This window comes from Chroococcidiopsis cubana SAG 39.79 (genome assembly GCF_003991895.1).
In the GTDB taxonomy this organism is placed as follows: domain Bacteria; phylum Cyanobacteriota; class Cyanobacteriia; order Cyanobacteriales; family Chroococcidiopsidaceae; genus Chroococcidiopsis; species Chroococcidiopsis thermalis.
In genome coordinates, this window is the sequence record NZ_RSCK01000018.1 from 81,349 (window position 1) to 106,263 (window position 24,915).

General features: G+C 45.7%; 26 protein-coding genes. 16 read left to right on the forward strand and 10 right to left on the reverse strand.

What is annotated here, in order from left to right; genetic code table 11:
* The first annotated feature begins 18 nt into the window (after positions 1-18).
* The 5 genes from nifJ to hypE all read left to right on the forward strand — a co-directional run bounded on the left by nifJ (position 19) and on the right by hypE (position 8,230).
* Entirely contained in the window at positions 19-3,762 is a 3,744-nt protein-coding gene (gene nifJ, locus DSM107010_RS13835) for a pyruvate:ferredoxin (flavodoxin) oxidoreductase (RefSeq protein WP_127023171.1), read from the forward strand.
* A 45-nt stretch (positions 3,763-3,807) separates the two neighbouring features.
* Positions 3,808-4,839, forward strand: a complete 1,032-nt coding sequence (locus DSM107010_RS13840; RefSeq protein ID WP_015156340.1) for a dihydroorotate dehydrogenase-like protein — start codon at positions 3,808-3,810, stop codon at positions 4,837-4,839.
* Positions 4,840-4,957: 118 nt separating this feature from the next.
* A complete protein-coding gene (locus DSM107010_RS13845; protein WP_106168981.1) occupies positions 4,958-6,031 on the forward strand; it encodes an ATP-dependent 6-phosphofructokinase in 1,074 nt (357 codons plus the stop codon).
* 2 nt (positions 6,032-6,033) lie between these two features.
* Positions 6,034-7,140: a hydrogenase formation protein HypD gene (gene hypD, locus DSM107010_RS13850; protein WP_106168982.1), complete on the forward strand. Its 1,107-nt coding sequence runs from the start codon at positions 6,034-6,036 to the stop codon at positions 7,138-7,140.
* Positions 7,141-7,174: 34 nt separating this feature from the next.
* Positions 7,175-8,230 carry a hydrogenase expression/formation protein HypE gene (hypE, locus tag DSM107010_RS13855; protein WP_106168983.1) on the forward strand — a complete coding sequence of 352 codons (1,056 nt, stop codon included), beginning with the start codon at positions 7,175-7,177 and terminating at the stop codon, positions 8,228-8,230.
* A gap of 11 nt (positions 8,231-8,241) precedes the next feature.
* Here hypE and DSM107010_RS13860 read toward each other — a convergent pair whose 3' ends face one another.
* The 4 genes from DSM107010_RS13860 to rpaB form a co-directional block, all read right to left on the reverse strand.
* A complete protein-coding gene (locus DSM107010_RS13860; RefSeq protein ID WP_015156344.1) occupies positions 8,242-8,757 on the reverse strand; it encodes a DUF456 domain-containing protein in 516 nt (171 codons plus the stop codon).
* Between the two features lie 87 nt (positions 8,758-8,844).
* Complete coding sequence (locus DSM107010_RS13865; protein WP_127023174.1) at positions 8,845-9,507, reverse strand: cofactor assembly of complex C subunit B; 663 nt, start codon at positions 9,505-9,507, stop codon at positions 8,845-8,847.
* Positions 9,477-9,710 carry a hypothetical protein gene (locus tag DSM107010_RS39595; protein WP_199755540.1) on the reverse strand — a complete coding sequence of 78 codons (234 nt, stop codon included), beginning with the start codon at positions 9,708-9,710 and terminating at the stop codon, positions 9,477-9,479. Before DSM107010_RS39595 ends, DSM107010_RS13865 begins: the two co-directional genes overlap by 31 nt.
* 13 nt (positions 9,711-9,723) lie before the next feature.
* On the reverse strand, positions 9,724-10,452 hold the full coding sequence (gene rpaB / locus DSM107010_RS13875) for a response regulator transcription factor RpaB (RefSeq protein ID WP_015156346.1): 729 nt from the start codon (positions 10,450-10,452) through the stop codon (positions 9,724-9,726).
* Positions 10,453-10,638: 186 nt separating this feature from the next.
* Between rpaB and radA the strand changes: the two genes are divergently transcribed.
* Entirely contained in the window at positions 10,639-12,159 is a 1,521-nt protein-coding gene (gene radA / locus DSM107010_RS13880) for a DNA repair protein RadA (RefSeq protein WP_015156347.1), read from the forward strand.
* Between the two features lie 47 nt (positions 12,160-12,206).
* Here radA and DSM107010_RS38420 read toward each other — a convergent pair whose 3' ends face one another.
* Positions 12,207-12,353 (reverse strand): hypothetical protein, encoded by a 147-nt coding sequence (locus DSM107010_RS38420; protein ID WP_158631783.1) that lies wholly within the window; start codon positions 12,351-12,353, stop codon positions 12,207-12,209.
* 146 nt (positions 12,354-12,499) lie between these two features.
* Here DSM107010_RS38420 and DSM107010_RS13885 point away from each other — a divergent pair, with 146 nt between their 5' ends.
* Positions 12,500-12,763, forward strand: a complete 264-nt coding sequence (locus tag DSM107010_RS13885) for a DUF7219 family protein (protein ID WP_015156348.1) — start codon at positions 12,500-12,502, stop codon at positions 12,761-12,763.
* A 101-nt stretch (positions 12,764-12,864) separates the two neighbouring features.
* On the opposite strand, the gene DSM107010_RS13890 is transcribed toward DSM107010_RS13885, so the two are convergent.
* From DSM107010_RS13890 to DSM107010_RS13900, 3 genes are all read right to left on the reverse strand, one after another.
* Positions 12,865-14,004, reverse strand: a complete 1,140-nt coding sequence (locus DSM107010_RS13890; protein ID WP_106167468.1) for a glycosyltransferase family 4 protein — start codon at positions 14,002-14,004, stop codon at positions 12,865-12,867.
* A gap of 84 nt (positions 14,005-14,088) precedes the next feature.
* Positions 14,089-14,280, reverse strand: a complete 192-nt coding sequence (locus DSM107010_RS13895) for a DUF4291 family protein (protein ID WP_015156350.1) — start codon at positions 14,278-14,280, stop codon at positions 14,089-14,091.
* Positions 14,281-14,362: 82 nt separating this feature from the next.
* Positions 14,363-15,514 (reverse strand): UDP-sulfoquinovose synthase, encoded by a 1,152-nt coding sequence (locus tag DSM107010_RS13900; protein ID WP_015156351.1) that lies wholly within the window; start codon positions 15,512-15,514, stop codon positions 14,363-14,365.
* Positions 15,515-15,778: 264 nt separating this feature from the next.
* Between DSM107010_RS13900 and DSM107010_RS13905 the strand changes: the two genes are divergently transcribed.
* The 9 genes from DSM107010_RS13905 (at position 15,779) to DSM107010_RS13945 (ending at position 24,078) form a co-directional block, all read left to right on the forward strand.
* A complete protein-coding gene (locus DSM107010_RS13905) occupies positions 15,779-16,114 on the forward strand; it encodes a slr0373 family blue light stress response protein (protein ID WP_015156352.1) in 336 nt (111 codons plus the stop codon).
* A 96-nt stretch (positions 16,115-16,210) separates the two neighbouring features.
* On the forward strand, positions 16,211-17,719 hold the full coding sequence (ycf46, locus tag DSM107010_RS13910) for a stress-responsive protein Ycf46 (protein ID WP_106167467.1): 1,509 nt from the start codon (positions 16,211-16,213) through the stop codon (positions 17,717-17,719).
* A gap of 148 nt (positions 17,720-17,867) precedes the next feature.
* Positions 17,868-18,221 (forward strand): DUF1257 domain-containing protein, encoded by a 354-nt coding sequence (locus tag DSM107010_RS13915; protein WP_015156354.1) that lies wholly within the window; start codon positions 17,868-17,870, stop codon positions 18,219-18,221.
* A gap of 348 nt (positions 18,222-18,569) precedes the next feature.
* On the forward strand, positions 18,570-18,833 hold the full coding sequence (locus tag DSM107010_RS13920; RefSeq protein WP_106167466.1) for a hypothetical protein: 264 nt from the start codon (positions 18,570-18,572) through the stop codon (positions 18,831-18,833).
* The gene (locus DSM107010_RS13925; protein WP_106167465.1) at positions 18,817-19,710 is read left to right on the forward strand and encodes a hypothetical protein; all 894 of its coding nucleotides are present in this window, start codon (positions 18,817-18,819) and stop codon (positions 19,708-19,710) included. The genes DSM107010_RS13920 and DSM107010_RS13925 overlap by 17 nt, the downstream gene beginning before the upstream one ends.
* Before the next feature lie 46 nt (positions 19,711-19,756).
* Positions 19,757-20,752 (forward strand): coiled-coil domain-containing protein, encoded by a 996-nt coding sequence (locus DSM107010_RS13930; RefSeq protein WP_106167464.1) that lies wholly within the window; start codon positions 19,757-19,759, stop codon positions 20,750-20,752.
* Between the two features lie 49 nt (positions 20,753-20,801).
* A complete protein-coding gene (locus DSM107010_RS13935) occupies positions 20,802-21,740 on the forward strand; it encodes a coiled-coil domain-containing protein (RefSeq protein ID WP_106167463.1) in 939 nt (312 codons plus the stop codon).
* A 44-nt stretch (positions 21,741-21,784) separates the two neighbouring features.
* A complete protein-coding gene (locus DSM107010_RS13940; RefSeq protein WP_106167462.1) occupies positions 21,785-22,690 on the forward strand; it encodes a coiled-coil domain-containing protein in 906 nt (301 codons plus the stop codon).
* Between the two features lie 212 nt (positions 22,691-22,902).
* Positions 22,903-24,078: a HetZ-related protein 2 gene (locus DSM107010_RS13945; RefSeq protein WP_106167461.1), complete on the forward strand. Its 1,176-nt coding sequence runs from the start codon at positions 22,903-22,905 to the stop codon at positions 24,076-24,078.
* Positions 24,079-24,122: 44 nt separating this feature from the next.
* Here DSM107010_RS13945 and DSM107010_RS42220 read toward each other — a convergent pair whose 3' ends face one another.
* Positions 24,123-24,257: a hypothetical protein gene (locus DSM107010_RS42220; RefSeq protein ID WP_015156360.1), complete on the reverse strand. Its 135-nt coding sequence runs from the start codon at positions 24,255-24,257 to the stop codon at positions 24,123-24,125.
* Between the two features lie 199 nt (positions 24,258-24,456).
* A partial coding sequence (locus tag DSM107010_RS13950; RefSeq protein ID WP_127023177.1) for an aminotransferase class III-fold pyridoxal phosphate-dependent enzyme occupies positions 24,457-24,915 on the reverse strand: 459 nt, incomplete at its 5' end.

Sequence of the window (24,915 nt, forward strand, 5' to 3'; positions counted from 1 at the left end):
CTTGCAAAGGTTGAAAAAATGAAAACAAAAACATTTGCAACCCTAGATGGTAATGAGGCAGTTGCTCAAGTTGCCTATCGCTTGAATGAAGTCATTGCCATTTACCCTATCACTCCCTCCTCGCCAATGGCTGAATGGGCTGATGCTTGGACAGCAGAAAGCAGGGCAAATATTTGGGGTAACGTTCCTGCCGTAGTCCAAATGCAGAGTGAAGGAGGCGTTGCAGGGGCGCTTCACGGTGCTTTACAGACAGGTTCGCTGACGACGACTTTCACAGCATCGCAGGGATTATTGTTGATGCTGCCAAATATGTACAAAATTGCCGGAGAACTGACACCGACAGTCTTTCACGTAGCAGCGCGATCGCTTGCTGCTCAAGCCCTCTCCATCTTCGGCGATCATAGTGATGTGATGGCAGCACGGACAACAGGTTTTGCGATGTTATGTGCCGCATCAGTCCAAGAAGCTCACGATTTTGCCCTTATCGCCACAAGAGCAACATTAGAATCGCGAATTCCTTTCTTGCATTTCTTCGATGGCTTCCGCACCTCCCACGAAATTGCCAAAGTGGAACTGTTGCCAGAAGATAACATGCGATCGCTCATCCCCGACGAGCTAGTCTTTGCCCATCGCGATCGCGCTTTAACTCCCGATCGCCCAGTGATTCGGGGTACAGCCCAAAATCCCGACGTTTACTTTCAAGCTAGGGAAACTGTCAATCCTTACTATCTAGCTTGCCCAGACATTACCCAAAAGGTGATGGACGAGTTTGCTCAAATGACGGGCAGACAATATCAATTATTTGAATACCACGGCGATCCAGCAGCAGAGAGAGTCATTGTCTTAATGGGTTCAGGTTGCGAAGCCGTCCACGAAACTGTAGATTACCTCAATGCTAGTGACGAAAAAGTAGGAGTCGTCAAAGTCCGACTCTATCGCCCCTTTGATGCCAAAAGATTTGTAGAAGCGTTACCTGCAACAGTCAAAGCGATCGCAGTTTTAGATCGCACCAAAGAACCAGGCGCAGCAGGTGAGCCGTTGTATCAGGATGTTGTTACCGCTGTGTGCGAATATGCAGAGCAAAGGAGACTAGGAGCAGACAAGGGAGACAAGGGAGACAAGGGAGACAAGGAAGCAATTCTAGCCACTAGTCACCAGCCACTAGCCACTTCCCCGACTCCCCAGATTATCGGTGGACGCTACGGCTTATCATCCAAAGAATTTACCCCAGCGATGGTTAAAGCAGTTTTCGATAACCTCGCGCTAGATCGACCTAAAAATCACTTTACCGTGGGCATCAACGATGATGTGACTCACACTAGTTTGCCATACGATCCTGAGTTTTCGATTGAGTCAGAGCATGTAGTGCGAGCCATCTTTTATGGATTGGGTGCGGATGGAACTGTAGGAGCCAATAAGAATTCCATCAAAATTATTGGCGAACAGACAGAAAACTACGCTCAAGGCTATTTTGTCTACGATTCCAAAAAATCGGGTTCTGTGACAGTTTCTCATTTACGATTTGGACCGCAGCCGATTCGCTCCACGTATTTAGTCAATCGGGCTAACTTTGTTGCCTGTCATCAGTGGGAGTTTATCGAGAAATTTCCATTACTCAAAGAGATCGTCCCTGGTGGTACTTTCTTGCTCAACAGTCCCTACTCCGCAGATGAAGTTTGGAATTATTTACCGCGATCGCTCCAAGCTCAAATTATTCAAAAACATCTGAAATTTTATGTCATTAATGGCTACCAAGTTGCCCGCAACGCAGGGATGGGTGGCAGAATTAACACCGTTATGCAAGTTTGCTTCTTTGCTCTTTCTGGCGTGCTACCAAAAGATGAAGCGATCGCCCAAATTAAGCAATCCATCCGCAAAACCTACGGCAAGAAAGGTGATGAAATTGTCCAGATGAATATCCATGCAGTGGATGAAACCCTAGCACATCTCTATGAAGTTGATTATGGAGCGATGGTAAGAAGCAGTCAAGAAAACCAACTGCCAACTACCAACTACCAACTACCAATTCCCAATTCAGCCCCAGCTTTTGTCCGAGATGTTTTAGGAAAAATGATGGCGCGGGAGGGTGATGAGCTACCAGTGAGTGCCATGCCCGCAGACGGAACTTATCCCAGTGGAACATCGAAGTGGGAAAAACGCAATATTGCCCAGGAAATCCCAGTTTGGGATTCAGATGTATGCGTCCAGTGTGGTAAGTGCGTCATGGTGTGTCCCCACAGCGTGATTCGCAGTAAAGTTTACGAACCGCAGCAACTAGAAACTGCTCCAGCCACTTTTAAGAGTAGCAATGCTAGAGAGCATGATTGGCAAGGTTTGAAATTTACCATCCAAGTTGCACCGGAAGACTGTACGGGCTGTGGCATCTGCGTCGATGTTTGCCCAGCCAAAAACAAGTCACAACCAAAACTGAAAGCAATTAATATGCAGCCGCAGCAGCCATTGCGGGAAAAGGAAAGGGAAAACTGGAATTTCTTTTTAAATCTTCCCAGTCCCGATCGCACTCAATTGAAACTGCATAAGATTAATCAGCAGCAAATGCAAGAGCCGTTATTTGAATTTTCTGGTGCTTGTGCGGGTTGTGGAGAAACACCCTATCTAAAACTAGTTAGTCAATTATTTGGCGATCGCGCCGTCATTGCCAACGCCACTGGTTGTTCTTCGATCTACGGTGGTAACTTACCCACTACACCTTGGACGCACAACGCAGAGGGGCGGGGTCCTGCTTGGTCTAATTCCTTATTTGAGGATAATGCCGAATTTGGCTTGGGTTTTCGCGTTGCGATCGACAACCACACAGAAATTGCTAGCGAATTACTGCGCCTGCTAGCACCAGCAGTAGGTGAAGAACTAGCAACAAGCATCCTCACTGCCGAACAACAGGATGAAGCAGATATCTACGAACAGCACCAAAGAGTTGAATTACTCAAACAAAAATTGGACGAATTATCAAATAGTCAGGGAGCCCAGGGAGCCCAGGGAACTGAGGAGGATGGGGGAGAAAATACCAATTACCAATTACCAACTACTAATTACCAATCTAAAATCCAAAATCTAAAATCACTGGCTGACTACTTAGTGAAAAAGAGCGTCTGGATTATTGGCGGTGATGGTTGGGCTTATGATATTGGCTTTGGTGGACTCGATCACGTCCTGGCAAGCGGACGTAATGTGAATATCCTCGTTCTCGATACAGAGGTTTATTCCAACACTGGCGGGCAAATGTCTAAAGCTACCCCCAAGGGAGCAGTAGCTAAATTTGCTGCTGGTGGTAAACCCGCACCCAAAAAAGACTTGGGTTTAATTGCCATGACTTACGGAAATGTCTACGTGGCAAGTGTAGCAATGGGCGCAAGAGACGAGCATACACTTAGAGCCTTTTTAGAAGCTGAAGCTTACGAAGGTCCATCGTTGATTATTGCCTACAGCCATTGCATCGCCCACGGCATCAATATGGCAACAGCGATGCAAAATCAAAAGGCTGCGGTAGATTCAGGGCGCTGGCTGTTGTATCGTTTTAACCCTGACCGGATTCAGCAGGGAGAAAACCCGCTCCAACTTGATTCCCACGCTCCGAAACTCCCAGTAGAGCAATATATGTATCTGGAAAACCGCTTCAAGATGTTGACCAAGAGCAAGCCAGAAGCAGCTAAGCAGTTATTAGCAGAGGCACAGCAAGATGTCAAGGCTCGTTGGCGCTTGTATGAATATCTAGCTGCGCGATCGCCTGAAACTATTCATTAGATCTCAAGTTCTTTTCCTAACTTCAAGGTTTTAGGAGGGAGACAAATGGACTTAACTACAACTTACATGGGGTTACAATTGCGATCGCCCCTAGTACCTTCAGCCTCACCCCTTTCCGAAGACATCGATAATATCAAGCGAATGGAAGATGCGGGGGCAGCGGCTGTTGTGATGCATTCCCTATTTGAAGAACAATTACGCCAAGAGCGCTACGAACTGCACCATCACCTGACGCACGGAACGGAAAGCTATCCCGAAGCCCTGACCTATTTTCCAGAACCGCACAGCTTTCGAGTCGGAGCGGAAGAATATCTAAATCACATCCAAAGGGCAAAGGAGAAAATCAATATTCCTCTCATTGCTAGCCTTAACGGTTCATCTGTTGGCGGTTGGACTAACTATGCCAGACAACTCCAACAAGCAGGCGCAGATGGGCTGGAATTGAATGTATACTACGTCCCTACAGACATGGACTTGACAGGCGAACAGATCGAGCAAACCTATATTGAGATTTTGCAATCGGTCAAAGCCGCCGTGACAATTCCTGTAGCGATCAAACTCAGCCCCTATTTTACCAACATGGCAAATATGGCTCGACGTTTGGACAACGCAGGGGCAAATGCTCTCGTTTTGTTCAATCGCTTCTACCAGCCAGACATCAACCTCAAAACCCTAGAGGTTGAACCAAACGTGCTTTTAAGTACTCCGCAGTCCATGCGTTTACCGATGCGTTGGATTGCAATTCTCTACGATCGCATCAATGCTAGTTTGGCTGCAACGAGCGGCATCCACAAAGGGCAGGATGCCATCAAGTTGTTGATGGCAGGGGCTAACATCACGATGCTTTGTTCGGTGTTGCTACGGCACGGTATCGACCAGATCCGCGCGATCGAGCAGGAAATGCGTGAATGGATGGTAGAACACGAGTATGAATCCGTGCGGCAACTACAAGGAAGCATGAGTCAGAAAAATTGCCCCGACAAGAGTGCCTTTGAACGCGCCCAATACATGCGATCGCTCCAAACCTACAAACCAGAATGGGAGCGAGTTTTCGATACATCTCATTATTTTGGATAAAGTCAAAAGTCAAAAGTCAAAACTAATAACAACTATCCATCAATTACTACAAATGACAAATGACAAATGACGACCAACTACCAATTACCAACTACCAATTACCAACTACCAAAACCCTATGCAAAAACGAATTGGTATTTTGACCAGTGGCGGTGACTGCCCCGGGTTGAATTGTGCGATTCGGGCTGTTGTTAGCCATGCCAAGCTACAACACGATTGGGAAGTGCTAGGGATTCCTTACGCTACCCAAGGGTTATTAGAGCGCAAGACGACGTTACTCAATTTGCATGGCTTAGATTTACGCGGTATCGATCCTTTACTCAGTATGGGTGGCACGATTTTAGGATCGATTAATAAAGGAGACACGCTAGCTCATGCGAGTGAAATTATTGCTAGTTATCGGGCGTTGGCGTTAGATGCCTTAATTGCGATCGGTGGCGATGGTAGTCTTGCCATTCTCCACCAACTAGCTTGTCAAGGAAACTGGAATCTCATCGCGATTCCCAAGACAATCGATAACGATGTAGCACTTACGGAACGAGCAATTGGGTTTGATACGGCTGTCAATACGATTGTTGATGCTTTGAATCGTCTGACTTTTACAGCTGCCAGTCACGATCGCGTCATGGTTGTGGAAGTTATGGGACGCACAGCAGGGCATCTAGCACTCCATGCTGGAATTGCAGGCGGAGCAGATTGTATTCTCATTCCTGAAATTCCTTACTCGATTGACGGAGTTTGCCATCAAATTAGCGAACTGCGCGATCGCTGGGGACGAAAATTTGCGATCGTTGTTGTTGCTGAAGGTGCTAAAACTGCTAACGATAGTTCTATTGCCGAAACACAAAATTTTGCCTCTCTAGAGTGCGGCATGGGACAGTACATTGCCAATCAAATCAAATCCCACAACATCCTTACCGATCGCCTTGACGTTCGGGTTTCGATCTTAGGGCATATTCAGCGCGGTGGTATACCATCGGCTTTAGACCGCTTGAGTGCAACAGCTTTTGGTAAGGCAGCAGTAGATTTAATCGCGCGGGAACAATACGGTCAAATGGTGGCTTGGCAAAATGGACGAGTTGTAGATGTGCCGATCGTCGATGTTGTCGCTCGAAGTCCTTTGCCTGTAGCACCTGATAACTATCTCGTCCAAACCGCTCGCTGTATGGGGATTTACGTGGGGGATGGATAACAATGAAGTTCGTTGACGAATACCGAGATGCTGATGCTGCTGGACAATACGCGCGGGCGATCGCTGCCATTACTACCCAAGCTTGGACAATTATGGAAATCTGCGGCGGTCAGACCCATTCTATTGTCAAATTTGGCATAGATGAACTTTTACCCCCAGAAATTACCTTAATTCACGGACCTGGTTGTCCCGTCTGCGTCACGCCTGTGGAATTAATCGATCGGGCGATCGCGATCGCAACGCAACCCGAAGTTATTTTCTGTTCGTTTGGAGATATGTTGCGTGTTCCAGGGAGCAGGGGAGTAGAGGAGAGGGAGAAAGATTTGCTGGCGGTTAAGGCAATGGGGGGAGATATTCGCATTGTCTATTCTCCGCTTGATGCGCTCAAAATCGCTCAAGCTCATCCTCACAAACAAGTTGTTTTCTTTGCTGTGGGGTTTGAAACGACTGCACCCGCTACAGCGATGGCGGTTTACCAAGCTGCGCGACAGGAAGTTAAAAATTTCTCCTTACTGGTTTCTCACGTATTAGTTCCGCCAGCAATGGAGGCGATTCTTGCCTCACCTCATAATCGAGTTCAGGGATTTTTAGCAGCCGGTCATGTCTGCACGGTAATGGGATACACCCAGTACGAACCGCTCGTACAGAAATATCGCATTCCGATTGTCGTCACGGGGTTTGAACCGCTAGACATCCTCCAAGGGGTGTATATGTGCATTCAGCAATTGGAATCGGGGCGATCGCAACTAGAAAATCAATACGCTCGTTCGGTGCGGCGCAGTGGAAATGAAACCGCTCAACGATTAATGCGTGAAGTATTTGAGGTCGTACCGAGGCAATGGCGCGGAATTGGTCGTATTCCTCAAAGTGGGTTGGGCTTACGCGATCGATATGCTGAATTTGATGCTCAAAAGCGCTTTGATATTTTTAACTACGCAATTGCAGAATCTACCGAATGTCTGAGCGGACAGATCTTACAAGGCATCAAAAAACCTCACGAATGTCCTGTCTTTGGCGATCGCTGTACGCCAGAACATCCCCTGGGTGCGCCGATGGTTTCCTCAGAAGGGGCTTGTGCGGCATATTATCGTTATCGGCATCGGGTGTAAGAAGGCAAGAGGCAGAGGAGCAGAGGAGTTGTCAGTGAGCGAACCCGAAGACTTTATCCTGTCTTGTCCCATCCCAATTGACAAGTATCCCCGCGTTCTACTGGCGCATGGGGGTGGTGGAAGGTTAATGCATCAGTTGATTTCACAAATGTTTTTGGCGACATTTAGCCATAGCGATCGCGCGCCACATGACGCTGCCGAAATTCACCTCAAAAGCGGCAGAATTGCTTTTACCACTGATTCTTATGTAGTTCAACCCCTGTTTTTTCCAGGCGGCGATATCGGAATACTGGCAGTTAACGGCACTGTCAACGATCTGGCGATGAGCGGAGCGCGTCCGCTGTATTTAAGTGCTGGGTTTATTTTGGAAGAAGGGCTACCGATGGAAACGCTCTGGCGGGTGGTGCGATCGATGCAACAAGCAGCTCAAACAGCCAACGTGCAGATCGTGACTGGCGATACAAAGGTTGTGGATAAAGGGAAGGGAGACGGCATTTTTATCAATACTGCTGGTGTTGGAATTATCGAGCATGACCAGGCGATCGCCCCCCAATCAATTCAGCCTGGGGATGTGTTGCTCCTCAATGGCGATCTCGGTCGTCACGGCATTGCTATTATGACCGAGAGGGAGGGTTTAGCCTTTGAAACTACCATAGAGAGCGACGCTGCACCGTTAGCGAGTCTGATTCTAGAACTGCTTACGGCTGAAATTGAAATTCACTGTTTGCGCGATTTGACTCGTGGCGGTTTATCGAGCGCTCTAAATGAAATTGCCCAAGCTGCCTGCGTCAAAATTGAAATTGATGAAAGTGCCATCCCCATAAGTGAAGAAGTGCAAGGAGCGTGTGAAATCCTCGGTTTCGATCCGCTTTATGTCGCTAATGAAGGCAGATTCGTCGCTTTTGTGCCACCAGAATTTGCCCAAACAGCAATAAAAATTATGCGATCGCATAATTTAGGAAAATCTGCTCAAATTATTGGCAGTGTCACCGAACGCAAAACATCTGGTTTTGTCACGATGAAGAGTAAAATTGGCGCTCAACGCATTGTCGATATGTTAAGCGGAGAACAACTACCGCGAATCTGCTAATCCGAATTTGCTCATCCCATCACTTGTGGTAGCGTGGCATAGAGAAAAAAGCCGACTGCCACGATTGCCAATAACCCCTGAATCAAATTTCCCACCAGAGAACCGACTACAATTCCGATTCCAGCTTTCAAGGCTCGTTTAAGATCGCGTTGATAAATATACTCGCCGATAATTGCGCCTAACAAAGGTCCGAGCAAAATTCCTAACAAGGGACCACCAAACGGCAAAGCAGGCAATAAACCAAAAATACCCAATAGCAAACCAACAACCGCACCAATCTGTCCCCATTTACTGGCTCCAGCGCGTTTCGCTCCCCAGAAGGTAGCCAGCAGATCGATGCCGACGCTAAGCGCCAACACCACCACCGTCACAATTAGAGGTACGGCAATGCTACCAAAAGAACCTTGCACCACACCCCAAATTGCGATCGCGACTAAAATCAAACTCGTCCCAGGAATCCCTGGAACCACTGCCCCAATCACACCGACAACCATGAGGGCAACTAATAACCAATAGAGAGTTAGCATAATTTTTCATTTGTCATTTGTCGTTCGTCATTTGTCATTAGTGAATCGTTAATTTTGACTTTTAACTTTTGACTTTTGACTTTTTCCCTACTCCCTGCTCCCTGCTCCCTGCTCCCTAAAAAGGGTAACGTCTAACTTGTCAGCAATACCAGCGATCCAGGTTTCGTCTTGCTTGGTATAGCTGCGGGGAGCATTTGCACCCAAAATCATTACGCCTTGCTGACCGATGGGCTGACAAATAACTCCTTGGGTGTTTTCTGGCAAGTAGTCAAATTCAAATCGTCCTGGGTAAACGCTCAAAGCCACTAAGTAAACTGGTTTATGTTTTTCCAGCACCCGTTGGACGATCGCCCCTGGAGTCACTTCGGTTTTCTCTGGTAAGATGCCGCGCCGCAGCAAAACTTTTCCCTGATAAAACACGATCAGCGATCGCGTGACGGTATTTGTCAACAACAAATAAGATGCCCATGCTAGTTCTGTCCTAACTGTTTCGGGCAAGTCTGGAGCCAACTCGAACCTTTGCTCGCCCACGAGTTCTACTGCATCCGGCAGGCGCGGTGCGACTTGCTGCCAAAGCAAGCCAGTCAAAATTAGCACCGCACTGACAATTGCCCCCAAAACATCCGACCGTGCCTGAGTCACTGTCAGTTCCGGTGTCAGCAACCGATTGACCAACAGCAACACAGCAGCTACCCCCCCTACCACTAGAGGTATTAGCCTTACAACTCGATTTGGATCTGGTTTAGCCATGTTGGAGTGAGTAGTGAGTAACGAGCAGTGAGTAGTGAACAAAGAAGGATGTAGAGTGTAGGGTGTAGCGAAATTTCGATCTCTCCCTTGTCCCCCTTGTCCCCCTTGTCCCCCTTGTCCCCACTCCCTTCGGTCGTGGGGTCCCCGAGTTCCCCCTTGTCCCCCTTGTCCCCCTTGTCCGTCTCTTTTCCCAAATTAGCCACTATCCACCAGTATTCACTCCTCTCCCGGTTCGATAATCCGTTGGAATAGATAACCCGTGCCTCTAGCGGTAAGGATTAATTCTGGGTTACTAGGGTCGTCTTCTAACTTCGCCCGCAGTCGCGAGATATGCACGTCTACTACGCGAGTGTCTACATGTCGTTCGGGCGTATAGCCCCAAACTTCCTGCAAGATTTCCGATCGCGAAAAGGCTTCCCCCGAACGGCTGACTAACAGCTCTAGCAAGCTAAATTCCATTCCAGTTAATCGAATCCGCTCGTCTCCTTTGTAAACCTGTCGCTTATTCGTGTCAATTTTGATACTTCCTACTTGGATCACGCCAGAGCTAGGAATTCCCGAAGCACCTGTTTTATCTACCCGTCGCAATACAGAGCGAATGCGTGCTTCCAGTTCTTTCGGGGAAAATGGCTTGACTACGTAATCATCCGCACCTAATTCCAGTCCGGTGATCCGATCGGCGACATCGCCCAGGGCTGTTAGCATAATAATTGGTACATCTGATTCCTTGCGTAGCTCTTGACACACGCCGTAGCCATCTAACTTCGGCATCATCACGTCCAAGACAACCAAATCTGGATCGGCTTTGCGAAATGTATCCAAAGCTTCCTCGCCGTCTGCTGCTGTCACGACATCGTAACCAATCATCGACAGCCGCGTTTCTAAGATCCGCCGAATGCTGGCTTCGTCGTCCACGACTAGGATTTTTTCTTTATGACTTTCCAAATTGACCAACGCTCCTTAAAACCAACATTTTTGAATTTTAATTTTTAGTACTATTACATGAAGATCTTATCCCATTCAATCCATGTAAATTAGCCGAAATTCTCGCACTCACTTACTTTCAAGGTTTTTTAATATTTGCGGTTTTACCAACAAAATTTAACTTAACGCAACAAAAGCACTAAACGAATGCCCAAACCCCGTACCTATTTCGTTTGCAATGAATGTGGCGCAGAGTCGCCTCAGTGGTTTGGTAAGTGTCCTGCCTGCGGGACTTACAATTCCTTAGAAGAACAAATTACGAGTACAACTCTCGGGACGCTACCAACTCGTGGGGTTAGCTGGCAGCAAACGCCGCAAAGCAATGGTAAGTCGATCGCTAAAGCCGCAAAACCCCGCGCTTCTCTAACCTTCGACCAAATTAGCGATCGCCAAGTGAGCCGCTGGTGTTCTGGCTATGACGAACTCGACCGGGTACTCGGTGGTGGTATTGTACCAGGTTCTATGGTTTTGATCGGCGGCGATCCGGGGATTGGCAAATCGACTTTGTTACTACAGGTTTCTAACCAACTCGCCCAAAACTATCGCATTCTCTACGTTTGCGGTGAAGAGTCGGGACAGCAAGTGAAGTTACGCGCTTCTCGTTTGGGTGTATCTAAATTTCAAAACCCTATAGAGGAATCAGATCCCCAGCTTCAAAACCAATCGCCTAACGGTCATTTAGTTAACAATGGTAGTGCAAGAGCCGATTTATACGTTTTGCCAGAAACAGATCTCGAAGAAATACTGAGGGAAGTCGATTCGCTCAAACCCAATGTAGCTGTCATCGATAGTATCCAAACCGTCTATTTTCCCGCCTTAACTTCCGCCCCTGGTTCGGTAGCACAGGTGCGAGAATGTACCTCAGCCCTGATGCAAGTCGCAAAACGGGAAGATATTACGATGTTAATTGTGGGACACGTTACCAAAGAAGGTGCGATTGCGGGTCCCAAAGTTTTAGAACATTTGGTAGATACAGTACTTTATTTTGAAGGCGATCGCTTCGCCTCCCATCGGTTGTTACGCACAGTCAAGAATCGCTTTGGCGCTACTCATGAAATTGGCATCTTTGAAATGATCGATCGCGGGTTGCGGGAAGTCGCCAACCCTTCAGAATTATTTCTCGGTAGCCGCGACGATCCTTCACCAGGAACGGCGATAGTGGTTGCTTGCGAAGGCACGCGCCCGATTGTGGTAGAGTTACAAGCCTTGGTTAGTCCCACCAGCTATGCTTCACCCCGTCGTTCTACCACGGGGATAGACTACAGCCGTTTACTGCAAATTTTGGCAGTGTTAGAAAAACGAGTTGGCATTCCTTTGTCTAAACTGGATGCCTATGTCGCCTCTGCTGGTGGCTTAAGCGTGGAAGAACCAGCTGTAGATCTGGGAGTCGCGATCGCCGTAGTCGCTTCTTTCCGCGATCGCATTGTCGATCAGCGCACTGTTTTAATTGGAGAAGTCGGGTTAGGCGGACAAGTACGCCCCGTCTCTCAAATGGAACTGCGTCTGAAAGAAGCTGCTAAACTAGGATTTAAGCGGGCAATTGTACCCAAAGGGCAACCCTATCCTGACGTAGATTTGGAAATTATTCCTGTCGCCAAAGTACTCGATGCGATTATCGCTGCAATCCCCCCACAATCGTTCCCAGATTTAGATTTAGAAGAGGAATAGTATTTGGGTTAGCAGTAGGGCATTCGTTCCCCTCTTTTTAAGGGGGGTTAGGGGGGATCGAAATCTGAAACTTCAAATGCTTCACTCCCGCTAGTATTGCCGATCGCGATCCAACGTTGAACTTGTGGTAGATCGCAAAGTCGGGTTGAATGTGAAAAAATATAAATCAGCGCTCGATCGAGCGATCGCCACACAACTAAATCCTTAACTTAATTCGGTCAAAACTCCAGAGATTAATAGAACCGCAAACCAAGTTTCCGTAATATTGCTGTAGTTGACGCTCGGTTTTCGTGATACACAGAATGAGTTATGTAAATTTCTATGGAGAGTTCTTGTCATTATGGTAAATAGTTCTGACTTTCTGCATCCTCGCAGTCGTTACTATGGCAAAGTACAGCCTGAAAATTTAGTCTTTAACGCCAATCTCCAAGAATTCGCCCAGCATGTCAGTTACATCTGTAACTTAGAAACTGCCGGAAAAATTTCTCCAGATGAAGCATACAAAAAAATTCGCGACTTGTGGAAACAACTCAAACGCTCGAAAAAAGAGTTGGGAATCGGTGAAAACCCATTTCAGAATGACGACGAGCAAAAAGATAGCTAACGTTCTATTGTCATAGCACGATGTTTACATCTGCGTTAAAAATTTCTCTTTTGTAGAGACGTTACATGTAACGTCTCTACATTTTGTCTCTACATTTTTTATTAACCTACCAAAACATTCTCTGCCAAACGCTTTGACTCTACCATCTGATAATATCCCTGTAACTGACGAGTAGCCGCCGCCCATCCCCAGCGTTCTGCCTCCAAACGGGCATTTTGACGAATGGTTTCTCGCTCCTGTTTTTGCTCTAACAGATGTAAAGTTGCAGCGATCGCTCCTTGTTCGTCTTTAGGATCGAATAAATAACCATTGACTCCAGATGTGACAATATCGACAATTCCGCCTGAATTTGCTGCAACTACAGGACAGCCAGCCGCCATTGCCTCAAGTAAAACTAGTCCCAGCGTCTCAGTCCGCGAAGGAAACAGAAACGCATCAGCAGAAGCAAACGCTGCACCAAGGTCTCTACCCGTGAGATAGCCGACAAAGTGAGTATTCGTTCCCGCAAAATGTTTCTCTAAAGCTAAACGATGAGGTCCATCTCCTACCAAAGCTAAGCGCGCCTCTGGAATTGCCTCTAATACGGGTTTAATCCGTTCGATTTCTTTTTCCGCTGACAGACGACCGACGTAGAGTAACAAGGGACTATCGGAATGACCTTGAGATAGCCGCGATCGCATTTGTTCGCAAGTTAAATCGGGATGAAACAACTCCGTATCAACTCCCCGCTGCCACAAGTCTACTCGTTGGATTCCGTGGCTAGATAGCTCTTCTACCATTGCCGTTGAAGTACACAAATTTAATTCTGCTTGATTGTGAGCAGTTTTGAGCAATTCCCACAGCAAGCCTTCCAACATTCCTAGTCCGTAATGCTGTAAATACTGCGGTAAGTGAGTGTGATACGAGGCAACTAAGGGAATTTTTAACACTTTCGCATAAAATAACCCCGATAGTCCTAACACTGCGGGGTTGACTACATGGACGATATCGGGTTGGAATCTCTCCAGTTCGTGACCGATCGCGGGGCGTGGTAATGCCATTTTTAACTCTGGATACATTGGTAAAGGGAAACCCGAAACACCGTAAACTTTCGCCCCTTGATACTCTGTAATCCCCCCTTCGGGTGCAACAACTAAAACGCGATCGCCGTTACGTTGTAAATGTTCGACCGTGTGACGCAACCGCGTGACAATACCGTCAACCTTGGGTAGGAAGGTTTCTGTAAATAAGGCAATTTTCATACTTATTGAGGGGCGCTGAGGCTGGGGAAAGTTACCAGCAAGTATTTTCCGATAATCCCAACTTCTTCGCAATATTGGGATCTCTCACGGGATAGACAGTTGCTCGAATTTAAATTCTCCGCCAAAATAGCCATCTTCGGCAGCAAAACGACCGATCGCTGAGCGATAAGCTTGGTATACCATAATGGAGCGGTCATCATATTGCGCCACAATATGATTTCCCGACTTAGGCAATCGGTCGATCTGCAATCGGTAAAGTTTCGTCACCAGTGACATTACAACGACCCTCTCCCTCAACTACGTATTATGAGGGACAAGCGGATTCTCCAACCAACTACCAACTACCAACTACCAGTAACTATCTTCTCCAAGTCACTTTGGGTAGAATGTGTTTTTTATCGACGCGATCTTGGTACTTGACTGCAAAATTAAGCAGAGAATCAAGCAATGCTTCTGAGAGGAAATGCGGTTGCAATCCGAGACTCAGTAAACTCGTATTTTTGGCATTGAAATAGTGTTCTTCCCGCTCAATTCTGGGATTATCGAGATTGTTGACTTCGACTTTCAGTCCCAGCGCGTTGCCAGCTTTTTGCACCATGACAGCCAAGTCGCCGACGCTAAATAGTTCGGTAAATTGGTTAAAGACGCGGAATTCACCAGGATTAGCAGGATTTGCGATCGCTAGTTCGACACAGCGCACCGTATCCCGAATATCTAAAAAGCCGCGGGTCTGCCCGCCCTTACCATATACTGTCAGCGGATGTCCGATCGCTGCTTGAATACAGAAACGGTTCAGCGCCGTACCAAACACCCCATCGTAGTCGAGGCGATTGATCAACATCTCGTCCATGCCCGTCTCTTCTGTTAGGACTCCATAAACCACACCCTGGTTCAAATCTGTAGCGCGTAAGCCCCAAATCTTACAAGCAAAGTGAATGTTGTGGCTGTCGTGGACTTTGCTCAGGTGGTACATACTACCTGGCTGCTTTGGATAGGGTAAGGTATCCTTGCGCCCGTTGTGTTCGATTGTAATGTACCCTTCTTCAATATCAATATTAGGCGTGCCGTATTCGCCCATTGTCCCCAGCTTGACCAAGTGACAGTCGGGGAAACTATCGCGCATGGCATAGAGAATATTCAGCGTTCCAACGACATTATTCACCTGCGTCAGTACGGCGTGTTCGCGATCGATCATGGAAAAAGGTGCGGAACGCTGTTCGCCAAAGTGGACGATCGCTTCCGGTTCAAATTGGTGCAGCGTTTTGCTCAAAAACTCGTAGTTGGTAATATCGCCGACAAACAAATCGATCTTTTTGCCTGTGAGGTCTTGCCACCTTTGAATCCGATGCTGAATCGTTGCGATCGGTGTCAGGGTATCTACTCCAAGTTCGAGATCCCAGTGCCTCCGTACCATGCTGTCTAGAATCCCAACCTCGTAACCTCGATTGGATAAGTAGAGCGCGGTTGCCCAACCGCAATAGCCATCGCCACCAATAACCAATACTTTCATCGTCTGTGCGTGTTACTCGCTGATATTCGCTAAATCTACCAGGTTTATGTCCCCCTTTTGCGTCCTAAATTAGGAGTATATTTTCTGTACAATTGCCTAACCAATCAAAGCCTCTTGCCTCTTGCCTCTTACCTCCTATTTGAATTTTCGGATTTTTGTTAAAAAATGTTACATTTATGCCGTCAAAACGCTACGCTGTCTTGACACTATGCGAGTAAGCCGATAACGTGATATACATACCCGGGTAAGACGATTGAAAAAAATATGCAAGCTAAGCAAAAAGTTACGCTGTATTTAACGCCTGAACTGCATCGGCGGCTCAAAATCAGAGCCGCGATCGACTCGGAACCAATGTCAGAACTCGCTGCCCGCGCGCTCGCTTTTTATTTATCTCACCAAGAGTTAATAGACGAAGCAGAGTCATACGGCAACACGCACAGAGTTTATGCATGTCCTGAATGTGCAACAACGGTGGCATTGAACGAAGGCGAACTAGTATCCCTCAAGGATCAGCCGGGGGTAATAGAGCAGTCCAAGCCGGCAAGAGTTGCGGCTGAAGCAGCAATACAAGAAGGGCAACTAGCCCTCGCCAGCCACTAATTTCATTGAAACTAATTTCATTGAAGCTGATTCATCAAAGCTGAATCCGAAGCGCTGTCCGTACTATCTTTAGGGTCAAAAGTAAGGTCAAAGGCAATGAAAGAAGAGCTAAATATTCTCATACAAGCTCAATACCCGCTGATATACCTTGTGACCTCTGAGGAAGAGCGGGCTGAACAAGCAATAGCAACGATCGCCCAGTTAAGACCGCAGCGCCGAATATTCATCTGGACGGTGACGCACGGAATCGTAGAACACGGTCAGCCACGCCACGTCACGCAGCATAATACCGTATCTCCAGAAGCAGCGATCGAGTGGGTGATCCGCCAACGAGAGCCGAGCATATTCATATTTAAGGATTTACACCCCTTTATTGACGCACCAGTAACGACGAGATGGCTGCGAGATGCGATCGCCAGCTTTAAAGGCACGCAGAAAACGATTGTTCTGATGTCTCCGATGCAGCAGGTTCCAATCGAGTTAGAGAAAGAAGTTGTCGTACTAGACTTCCCGCTACCCGATTTGGCAGAATTGAACCAAGTATTAGAGCGGCAGTTAGAGCAAAATCGCGGACGACGGCTGACAACAGATGCTAGAGAGAAATTATTAAAAGCAGCTTTGGGCTTAACGCGAGATGAGTCAGAAAAAGTCTACCGCAAGGCTCAGGTAACAGCGGGACAGCTATCAGAAAATGAAGTAGAAGTCGTCTTATCCGAGAAAAAGCAATTAATCCGGCGCAACGGCATCTTAGAATACATTGAAGAGGATGCCACAATCGATGCCGTTGGTGGTTTAGAAGAGCTGAAACGCTGGCTCAAACAACGTTCTAATGCTTTTACTGAAAGAGCGAGAGAATACGGTCTGCCTCAGCCGAAGGGAATGCTAATTTTAGGGGTTCCTGGGTGTGGTAAATCTTTGATCGCTAAAACGACATCTCGCTTGTGGGGTCTGCCCCTGTTGAGATTAGATATGGGGCGAGTTTATGACGGCTCGATGGTAGGTCGTTCTGAGGCTAACCTACGCAACGCCCTCAAAACCGCCGAATCAATTTCGCCCACAATTTTATTTATTGATGAGTTAGATAAAGCCTTTGCAGGTACAGCAGGTTCAGCCGATTCTGATGGTGGTACATCTAGCCGCATCTTCGGATCTTTCCTGACCTGGATGCAAGAGAAAACTTCTCCCGTATTCGTGATGGCAACAGCCAACCGTGTAGAAAGGTTGCCTGGAGAGTTCTTACGTAAGGGAAGATTTGACGAAATATTCTTTGTCGATCTGCCAAATCCAGAGGAGCGCAAAGATATATTTAGCATTCACCTGCTCAAGCGCAAACGGGATCTATCCCGTTTCGACCTCGATCAGCTAGCAAAAATTGCTGACGGTTTCTCTGGTGCAGAGATCGAGCAAGCGTTAATCGCTGCGATGTACGATGCTTTTGCTCAAGATCGAGAGTTTACTCAACTAGATATTATTGCTGCAATTAAAGCAACGCTACCACTCTCTCGGACAATGACCGAGCAAGTAACGGCTCTGAGAGATTGGGCAAGACAGCGTGCTAGACCCGCAGCATCCTCCGTAGCTGAGTATCAGCGCATGGAGTTTTAAAAAGCTTTCTCCTACGTTCACAGGGGGAAAGGCTAGCCGCCCAGCTAGCAGATTACCTAAGCCGCATATCCCATCCCAAGACTGCGGCGACATTAACTAAGCTAAACCGTTGTCGTTTATCGTTACTATCCTTTAGGAGGAATCCCAAATGTCTCACTTTAGCACTCTGCGTACAAAAATCACCGATGCAGAAATCCTCAAGACTTCTCTGCGCGACTTAGGAATTAATGTTAAGACCGAAGCTGATGTCCGTGGTTACAACGGTCAGCGCGTTCGCTCTGACATCGTAGCAGTTCTAGAAGGCGAATACGATCTGGGTTGGTCTCGCAACAGCGATGGTTCTTTCGATCTAATCGCTGACCTGTGGGGTGTTGCTAAGAAGCACAACCAAACCGAGTTAATCAACTCCATCAACCAAAAGTATGCAGTAAATAAGACCTTGGCAGAAGTCAAGCAGCGCGGTCTGCAAAATGCCAATGTCAAATTGGTCGTGCAAAAATAAGTTCTCTGCGCGTTCCCAAGCTTGCGGGTTAACCAGATTTAGAAGGGGTTAACCCCTTTTTTTTGTCAATTTCCGTGTAGAGATGTTACATGTAACGTCTCTACACGGGTAATCGATGCTAGAGCTAGGCTGACATCAAATCTTAAATTATTGTTGCTAGCTGTACTAACTATAATATTTTCGTATTTTAATAGTGTTTTGAAGCTTAAATTTCAGTATATCTACTGAGTTTTATAAATGTTAGGAAAATCGTATACATCATAACTGAATACAATCAAATACAACCGATACAACCGAATAAATCAGTAAGGCAATGAGCGATCGCATTGAGAGAAAATTTTTAGACTCATGCGACAGTTTTTGTATGGGTATCTGGATTTCACTCAAGGTGCAGCAACTCTCAACGAGTTTTTTTGCTTAATTACGGAATCTGCTGTAACAGAAGTGGATCGCTATAAAGCGTTATTACTGACACACCTATCAACATTTGCTACTGGCAAACAGCGATCGCGATCGCTGTTAAATTTTAGTGTTGAAAATTACATAAACAAATCGCTCTATCAAAAATTTACGTCAACTCAAGGCTTGAGCAAAAATGGCAGACAACATTAACGACTTACTAGATCGGTGCGAGCAAAGATCGCAAGTGCTGACTCAATCGGCAGAACAAGCTAACGAGCAAGTCACTCAAATTTTAGAATTTGCCACCAATTTAAGGGCTAATCTCGCTTCCATCGCTGAGGAAGCATTTACTAAGTTTGATGCTCTCAGTGACGAACTAGAAGCTGCCGAACAAAACTTAGAGAGCGAAATGGAAGCTGCGAAGCAGGGGTTCAGCGATTTACAGCAAAAGGTAGGCGAACTGCAATCTCAAACAGAAATAAAGATCGAGCAGATTGGCGAACAACTAGAAGAGTTAAAGAATCGGAAAGAAGAAATGCTTTCGGAAGTGGAGCAGGAAACCGAAACAACCAAATCGGGTTTTGAGGAGCTATCGAAGCTCGTGGAGGAAGTCGAGCAAGAAGCAGAGAAGCATTTAGAAACAGCAAAAGAGCAGATCGAGCAGTTTCACGGCAAAGTTGAGGACGCAGAAAGTCGTTTTGGCGATCGCAAATCCTCTGTTTTAGAAGACTTTGCAACTTTAACAGAAGAACTACAAAATCAGCTCGAATCACTAACAAGTGACTTCTCCGACGTAGCTAACGAGAAAAAAGACAAAATCAGTGCAGTTGAGAGTAGCTTAGATTCAACTTCTCAGGACGTATTATCAGCACTGACGCAAAAGTTTGTCGAAGAAGTTATGGGTGAACTAACGAGTTCAGCCGAAAAAATTACCGAAGCCACATCGCATTTGCAACATGCAGGAGATGAGGTAAACGATGCATTAGACGGCAAGATAGGTGAGATTTTGGACAAGGTTGGTGAAGTTACTGACATTGTGGAAAAAATCGAACCAGTTCTAGATATGGTTGATAAAATCTTAGGCTAATCGATAACTTTTAATTTTGCTAAATTCAAAACAAGGATAATACAGCATGGCACAAGTTCTAGATTTTGGGCGTGATGTTGATGAAGCTACTGAGAAGCTGAACGAACTATTAGGTATTCTCGAAACTGCTTGTACGCAGATGGAAGAAGTGTGTGCCGATCTAGAATCTGAAACTGAAACTTTAGATGAATCTGCCGAGAGTGTTAGTACAAATATTGAAACTTTAGCAGAATCTTTGCAGACAGCTTTAGAAGATTTTAGTAATTCTGAAGAAGAAACGAAAGCCGAACTCGATGCTTTGCAACAAGCAATGACAGATATTGAAGGAAAACTAGATGAAGTTGCTCGCTCTGTAGAAGAAGCTCAGGCTAATTTTGAATCAGAAATTAACGAGAATAAATCAGAGTTAGAATCAAGTCTAGAAGAATTAAAAGAAGCGTTTAAGAATTTAGAAGATACAATTTCTAATACTGAAGATTCTGTGGGCGAAGGTCAAACAGAAGCTAAAGAAAACATTGATAGTTTAACTGAGGCGATCGAAGAACTTCAGGAACAAATTGAAGCATTCCAAAGTGAGTTGGAATCAAAATTTGAAGAAGTAGCAAATGAGATAAGCGATACTCAAACTGCTAATCTTGAAAAAGCTTTTAGCGAATACAGCGATAAACTTACCGGAGAGCAGCTAGACACAATCAACTCTGGTTTTGAGCAATTAGAAAATAATTTTAGCGAATCTTTTGGAGATTTTAACGAACAAGTTACTGAATTTGCTGACGAACTCAAAGAACGATTGACCGAAATTCTAGAAAATACTGGCGAACACGTAGAAGATAACCTCAAGAACGAGCTACAAGAATCCTTTGAGAATGCGATTCAGGAAGTTGTAGAAGGAATGATTGAAGAAGTAGCGGAAAACATCATGATGATGACAACAGGTTCGTCTGTAACAGGTGCGTTGAGTCCTATTTTACCAGCGTTAGCTGCTGCCAAGGTTGCTACCGGAGCGATCAAAGCAGTTTTGGATTGTGTCGATATATTCTAACGCTGTTTTCAACTCATCGATCGCGTCTCAACTATTGAAAGTCTAAAATATGAACGAACAATTAGGACAAACCCTGGCATCTTTATCCCAAATGGCGAGTGTATTTCCTGAAAAACTAGATGGTTTAGTACAACTATCATCGGAAGTTCAAGCAGAAGCCGATCGCCTGGTTAGCAATATTGAAGAAAAGCAAGAGCAGATTGCGGAAATTCTCGAACAAATTCAAACTGCACTAACCGAATTAAAAGAGGAAGCTACAGAGCATCAATCTCAACTTGAAAGCGAAATTGCCGAACTTGAAAGTGGAGTTGAATCTTTAACAGAATTTATCTCTGAGGCTCAAGGACAACTCAGCAGCGAAATTGAAACGACTCAAGGCAAAATTTCAGAACTCAAAGAACATTTGGATGAAAGTAGTTCTACAACTGAAAGGACGGGTGAAGAAACTCAAAATACGCTAACACAAGCTCAAGAAAAAATTCAATCCGGTCAAGACAAACTAACTTCTGCTGTAGAAGCAACCAGTAAAGAAGTAGAAGCTTTCCAAGAAAAGCTAGAAGAATTAAAATCTGCTCTTAGCGAACAGATCGAGCAATTTACTGAAGATATGGAGAAGTCACAAGGAGAAATTGGTGAAAAGATTCAAGCTATGGCAGATACTTTTCTTGACTTACATCAAGAATTTACTACCAATTTAAATAAATTAAGTACGCAAACCGTCAAAGGCGGAACGGACGAGCTGTTAAATCAAGCTCAAGAAAAAATTCAAGCAGAACTGAAAGAATTAATTACAGAAGCCGTTAAAAACGTGACAGATTCCGTAGAAGAGATGAGTCAGAAAATTTCGGGTTCTAGCGAAGATGCTTCTATTGCTCGTAAAGCATTAGAGCCATTATTCGACCAGCTTGATGAATTTATCGATCCGCTTAAAGATGGAGTTGAAGCTGTGAAAGATGTAGCCGAAAGCGTGGGAATAGATTTTGGCTAAAGCAATTAAGTGAAACTATATTAGAACTATAATCGAGGTAAATCGTGGCTGATTTTGAAACAACTGCAACAGAAACAGTAACTAAACTGACAGAATTATTAGGTGAAGCCGAGCAAGCACAGTCAGAATTAACAGGCTTGCGAGAACAAATTGCTCAGGTTTCCGAGCAAATGGATAGTCACTGGCAGACATTAAGCGATCGCGCTCAATCTTTGTTAGAACGAATTAATAGCGCTAAGGAAGATTTGAGTGAAGAAGCTGAATCGCTCAGTCAAGAAGTCACTCAGCTCAAGGAAAATGTAGAAACTTGGCAGAATGAAACTAACGAAGAAAACGAAGCTACCAAAACAGAAATCAGTTCGTTTGGTGAAGACTTAGACTCGACTAAATCCGAGCTAGAATCGACTTTAGAGGCAGTAGAAGAAGTTTTTAAATCTCTTCAAGAAAAACTAGAGGAAGTTGCCACAGAGTTAGAGGAACAGTTTTCAGAGCAGGAAGATTTTCTCCAAAATGATGTATCCGATCGGCTAGAGAGTCACCAATCCGATTTAGAAGAACGAGCTTCAGAGTTTGAATCGCACATTAAAGATGAATCTGCTCCAGCAATTGCCGAATTAGTTAGCGAATTTGCAACTCAGGTTGAGGATGTAATAGAGCAACTAACTGAGAAAACCAAAGATTTGCAAGAATCGACATCAGATACAACTGAAGATGCCATCTCTAAATATAAAGAAACTCAAGAAGAAGTCTTCGATCGGCTGATGGATACGGCAAAAGATCTCGAAAAAATGATGGATAAACTGAGCGGCTTTGCTGATAAAAGTGGTGATACAGCTGAGACTGCTAAAGATACCATGACTGAGGGCGTAGAAGCTACTAATGTAGGTTTAAATGCAGCTCTGGGAATAATTGAAGATACTTATGAGATCTTAAAGAAGTTTATTCCTTAGAAAAAATCCAAGTGTAGGGGGGCAATGTCAACCCTGCTAAGGTGAGATTTTTCTTTGTCTAATAAACGAGCAGTAGAAACGCCGCTTTTGGATAAGCCAAGGATAGTATTTCGCAAAATACGTTTTGTTCGCATGTATACGACTCCAACCCCTGCATAAATTTTCCAATCGCTCGCTATTTAAGAAGATAGTTCAACACACGGCAGGGTGATATGCAAACTATACAAGTAAACGTGGCGGAGCGCGATCGCCATCTAGCGACAGCGACGGAAATTTCCCAAGAATGGCGTTTGCGTCTCACTCAAGAATGTCCGGCGCAAAACGATACTGCCCGAGAAAGCATAGTCCGTTGGCTGATTGGCGAAGATACAGAACGCTATCAAACGTGCAATTCTCTTCAGTTATCCATAGCACAGCAAGCTATGGAATACCGCTTTCGCATCCTCAAACAGCGATATTTAGGGGTTTCACCTCAGCAGGCATATCACCGCTTGACAATACGTTTGTGCAGTTTAGTACTACTGCGAAATAAAATTCACGCCCTCGTTGCTTTGGGTGGCGATCGCCGTCGGGCAGTCGTTGACGTTTTGCAAGAAATTATCCAAGATTTGTTGCAACGCGATCGCTATTTGCAACAACAAATAGCTTGGATTGCGGCGTGTACTGACGATATGAGGCTGCGAACTGCCTTGTTATTAACTACTGTAGAAGAATATTGTTTGCGCCCGATTCACAATCGACCTTTAATCGTGCATCGCTTTGTCAATTTTCTTCGCCGGACGCAGATGGGAGGAGTCACACAAGTTCCAGAACGCAGAATTCTCAAACTATTGTCTGACGAATTCCTTTCTGATGATGGCGATCGCACTTGGAGCGCGATCGACGTGCGATCGGTCAGCGTGTATCAAGACAGCCAAACCCAAGCAGACCAGTACGCAGCAAGACATCTCGTGCAATCGAAATTTAGCAACTATTTAACTAACAATTTGGGAGAAACTGCCGCGCAATGGTTAGAACTATACTTACAAGGTAGGTCTCAAGAAGCGATCGCCCAACAGTTAAATTTATCAGTCAAAGAAGTCTATCGACTGCGAGAAAAAATTGTCTACCATGCCGTGAAAGTATTTGGATTAAAACATCATCCAGAACTAGTGAGTCATTGGCTGGGCACGAGTTTAGAAGAACACAGTTTCGGCTTGACACCTAAGCAATGGCAGGAATTTTGGGAGCAACTAACCCCAAGGCAGCGCCAAGTTGTAGAGTTAAGAAAGTCTGGCAAAAATTTAGATGCGATCGCCTACACTCTCAACCGCAAGTTAAATCAAATTACTAGCGAATGGAATAAACTTTGCTTAGTAGCCCAAGTCGTGCGAAGTGGGATGAACTAAAATACTAATTTTTTTAGATAACAAGTTTTCGAGGCAATAACTTTTTACTTACTCGATTCCTCAACAGTTTCAATCGCTGCTAAACAAAACTGAGAAACAGCCATAATCGCAAACACAGAACCAAAATAGATAGCAGTGAGGAATTCAACCGTGTTATCGAAAGGAATGAAGGCAGTCATGGTCATCGTCTCCTGAGAGGGAGCAGGGAGCAGGGAGCAGGGAGCAGATGGGCTTCAGGAGAAATCCAAAATTCATCGCAGTGCGAATTGTTTTCCTTTCTTAGCCTTCTTTTCGCCTACTCTCTCGAAACAGTAGACCACCCTTTTGTGTTGTAGTCAAGCAAAAATTTTGCTTTTTTTTGCTGTCTGGCAACCGCTGCTATACGTTTACAGTAGCGATCGCTCGTTCGACAATTTGTAAGGCTGCGTCCACTTCTGCGGCTGTCACAATCAAGGGTGGTACGAAGCGCAGCACTTTTGCTCCGGCTGGCACGAGTAATAAACCTTCGGCGATCGCCGCTTTAACTACATCCGCTGCGGTAATTTCGCTGTCGGCAGCTAACTCCATCCCATGAATTAAACCCCAACCGCGCACGTCAGTGATGAGGGCGGGATATTTGGCTGCCAGCGCCCGCAAGCCCGTTCTGAGCTGTTCGCCGCGTGCTTGCACGTTTTCTAACAAATTCTCCCGTTCAATTGTTTGGCACACCGTCAAGGCGACTGCACAGGCAAATGGATTGCCCCCAAACGTACTGGCGTGATCTCCTGGTGCAAACACATCGCAATGCTGCTTGCACATCATCGCGCCGATGGGGATACCACCACCTAAACCCTTGGC

What these genes read in the sequence shown, in the direction of transcription:
- nifJ (WP_127023171.1), top strand. Translation starts at nt 19, where the DNA reads ATGAAAACAAAAACATTTGCAACCCTAGATGGTAATGAGGCAGTTGCT.
- DSM107010_RS13840 (WP_015156340.1), top strand. Translation starts at nt 3,808, where the DNA reads ATGGACTTAACTACAACTTACATGGGGTTACAATTGCGATCGCCCCTA.
- DSM107010_RS13845 (WP_106168981.1), top strand. Translation starts at nt 4,958, where the DNA reads ATGCAAAAACGAATTGGTATTTTGACCAGTGGCGGTGACTGCCCCGGG.
- hypD (WP_106168982.1), top strand. Translation starts at nt 6,034, where the DNA reads ATGAAGTTCGTTGACGAATACCGAGATGCTGATGCTGCTGGACAATAC.
- DSM107010_RS13860 (WP_015156344.1), bottom strand. Translation starts at nt 8,757, where the DNA reads ATGCTAACTCTCTATTGGTTATTAGTTGCCCTCATGGTTGTCGGTGTG.
- DSM107010_RS13865 (WP_127023174.1), bottom strand. Translation starts at nt 9,507, where the DNA reads ATGGCTAAACCAGATCCAAATCGAGTTGTAAGGCTAATACCTCTAGTG.
- radA (WP_015156347.1), top strand. Translation starts at nt 10,639, where the DNA reads ATGCCCAAACCCCGTACCTATTTCGTTTGCAATGAATGTGGCGCAGAG.
- DSM107010_RS13885 (WP_015156348.1), top strand. Translation starts at nt 12,500, where the DNA reads ATGGTAAATAGTTCTGACTTTCTGCATCCTCGCAGTCGTTACTATGGC.
- DSM107010_RS13890 (WP_106167468.1), bottom strand. Translation starts at nt 14,004, where the DNA reads ATGAAAATTGCCTTATTTACAGAAACCTTCCTACCCAAGGTTGACGGT.
- DSM107010_RS13895 (WP_015156350.1), bottom strand. Translation starts at nt 14,280, where the DNA reads ATGTCACTGGTGACGAAACTTTACCGATTGCAGATCGACCGATTGCCT.
- DSM107010_RS13900 (WP_015156351.1), bottom strand. Translation starts at nt 15,514, where the DNA reads ATGAAAGTATTGGTTATTGGTGGCGATGGCTATTGCGGTTGGGCAACC.
- DSM107010_RS13905 (WP_015156352.1), top strand. Translation starts at nt 15,779, where the DNA reads ATGCAAGCTAAGCAAAAAGTTACGCTGTATTTAACGCCTGAACTGCAT.
- ycf46 (WP_106167467.1), top strand. Translation starts at nt 16,211, where the DNA reads ATGAAAGAAGAGCTAAATATTCTCATACAAGCTCAATACCCGCTGATA.
- DSM107010_RS13915 (WP_015156354.1), top strand. Translation starts at nt 17,868, where the DNA reads ATGTCTCACTTTAGCACTCTGCGTACAAAAATCACCGATGCAGAAATC.
- DSM107010_RS13920 (WP_106167466.1), top strand. Translation starts at nt 18,570, where the DNA reads ATGCGACAGTTTTTGTATGGGTATCTGGATTTCACTCAAGGTGCAGCA.
- DSM107010_RS13925 (WP_106167465.1), top strand. Translation starts at nt 18,817, where the DNA reads ATGGCAGACAACATTAACGACTTACTAGATCGGTGCGAGCAAAGATCG.
- DSM107010_RS13930 (WP_106167464.1), top strand. Translation starts at nt 19,757, where the DNA reads ATGGCACAAGTTCTAGATTTTGGGCGTGATGTTGATGAAGCTACTGAG.
- DSM107010_RS13935 (WP_106167463.1), top strand. Translation starts at nt 20,802, where the DNA reads ATGAACGAACAATTAGGACAAACCCTGGCATCTTTATCCCAAATGGCG.
- DSM107010_RS13945 (WP_106167461.1), top strand. Translation starts at nt 22,903, where the DNA reads ATGCAAACTATACAAGTAAACGTGGCGGAGCGCGATCGCCATCTAGCG.
- DSM107010_RS42220 (WP_015156360.1), bottom strand. Translation starts at nt 24,257, where the DNA reads ATGACTGCCTTCATTCCTTTCGATAACACGGTTGAATTCCTCACTGCT.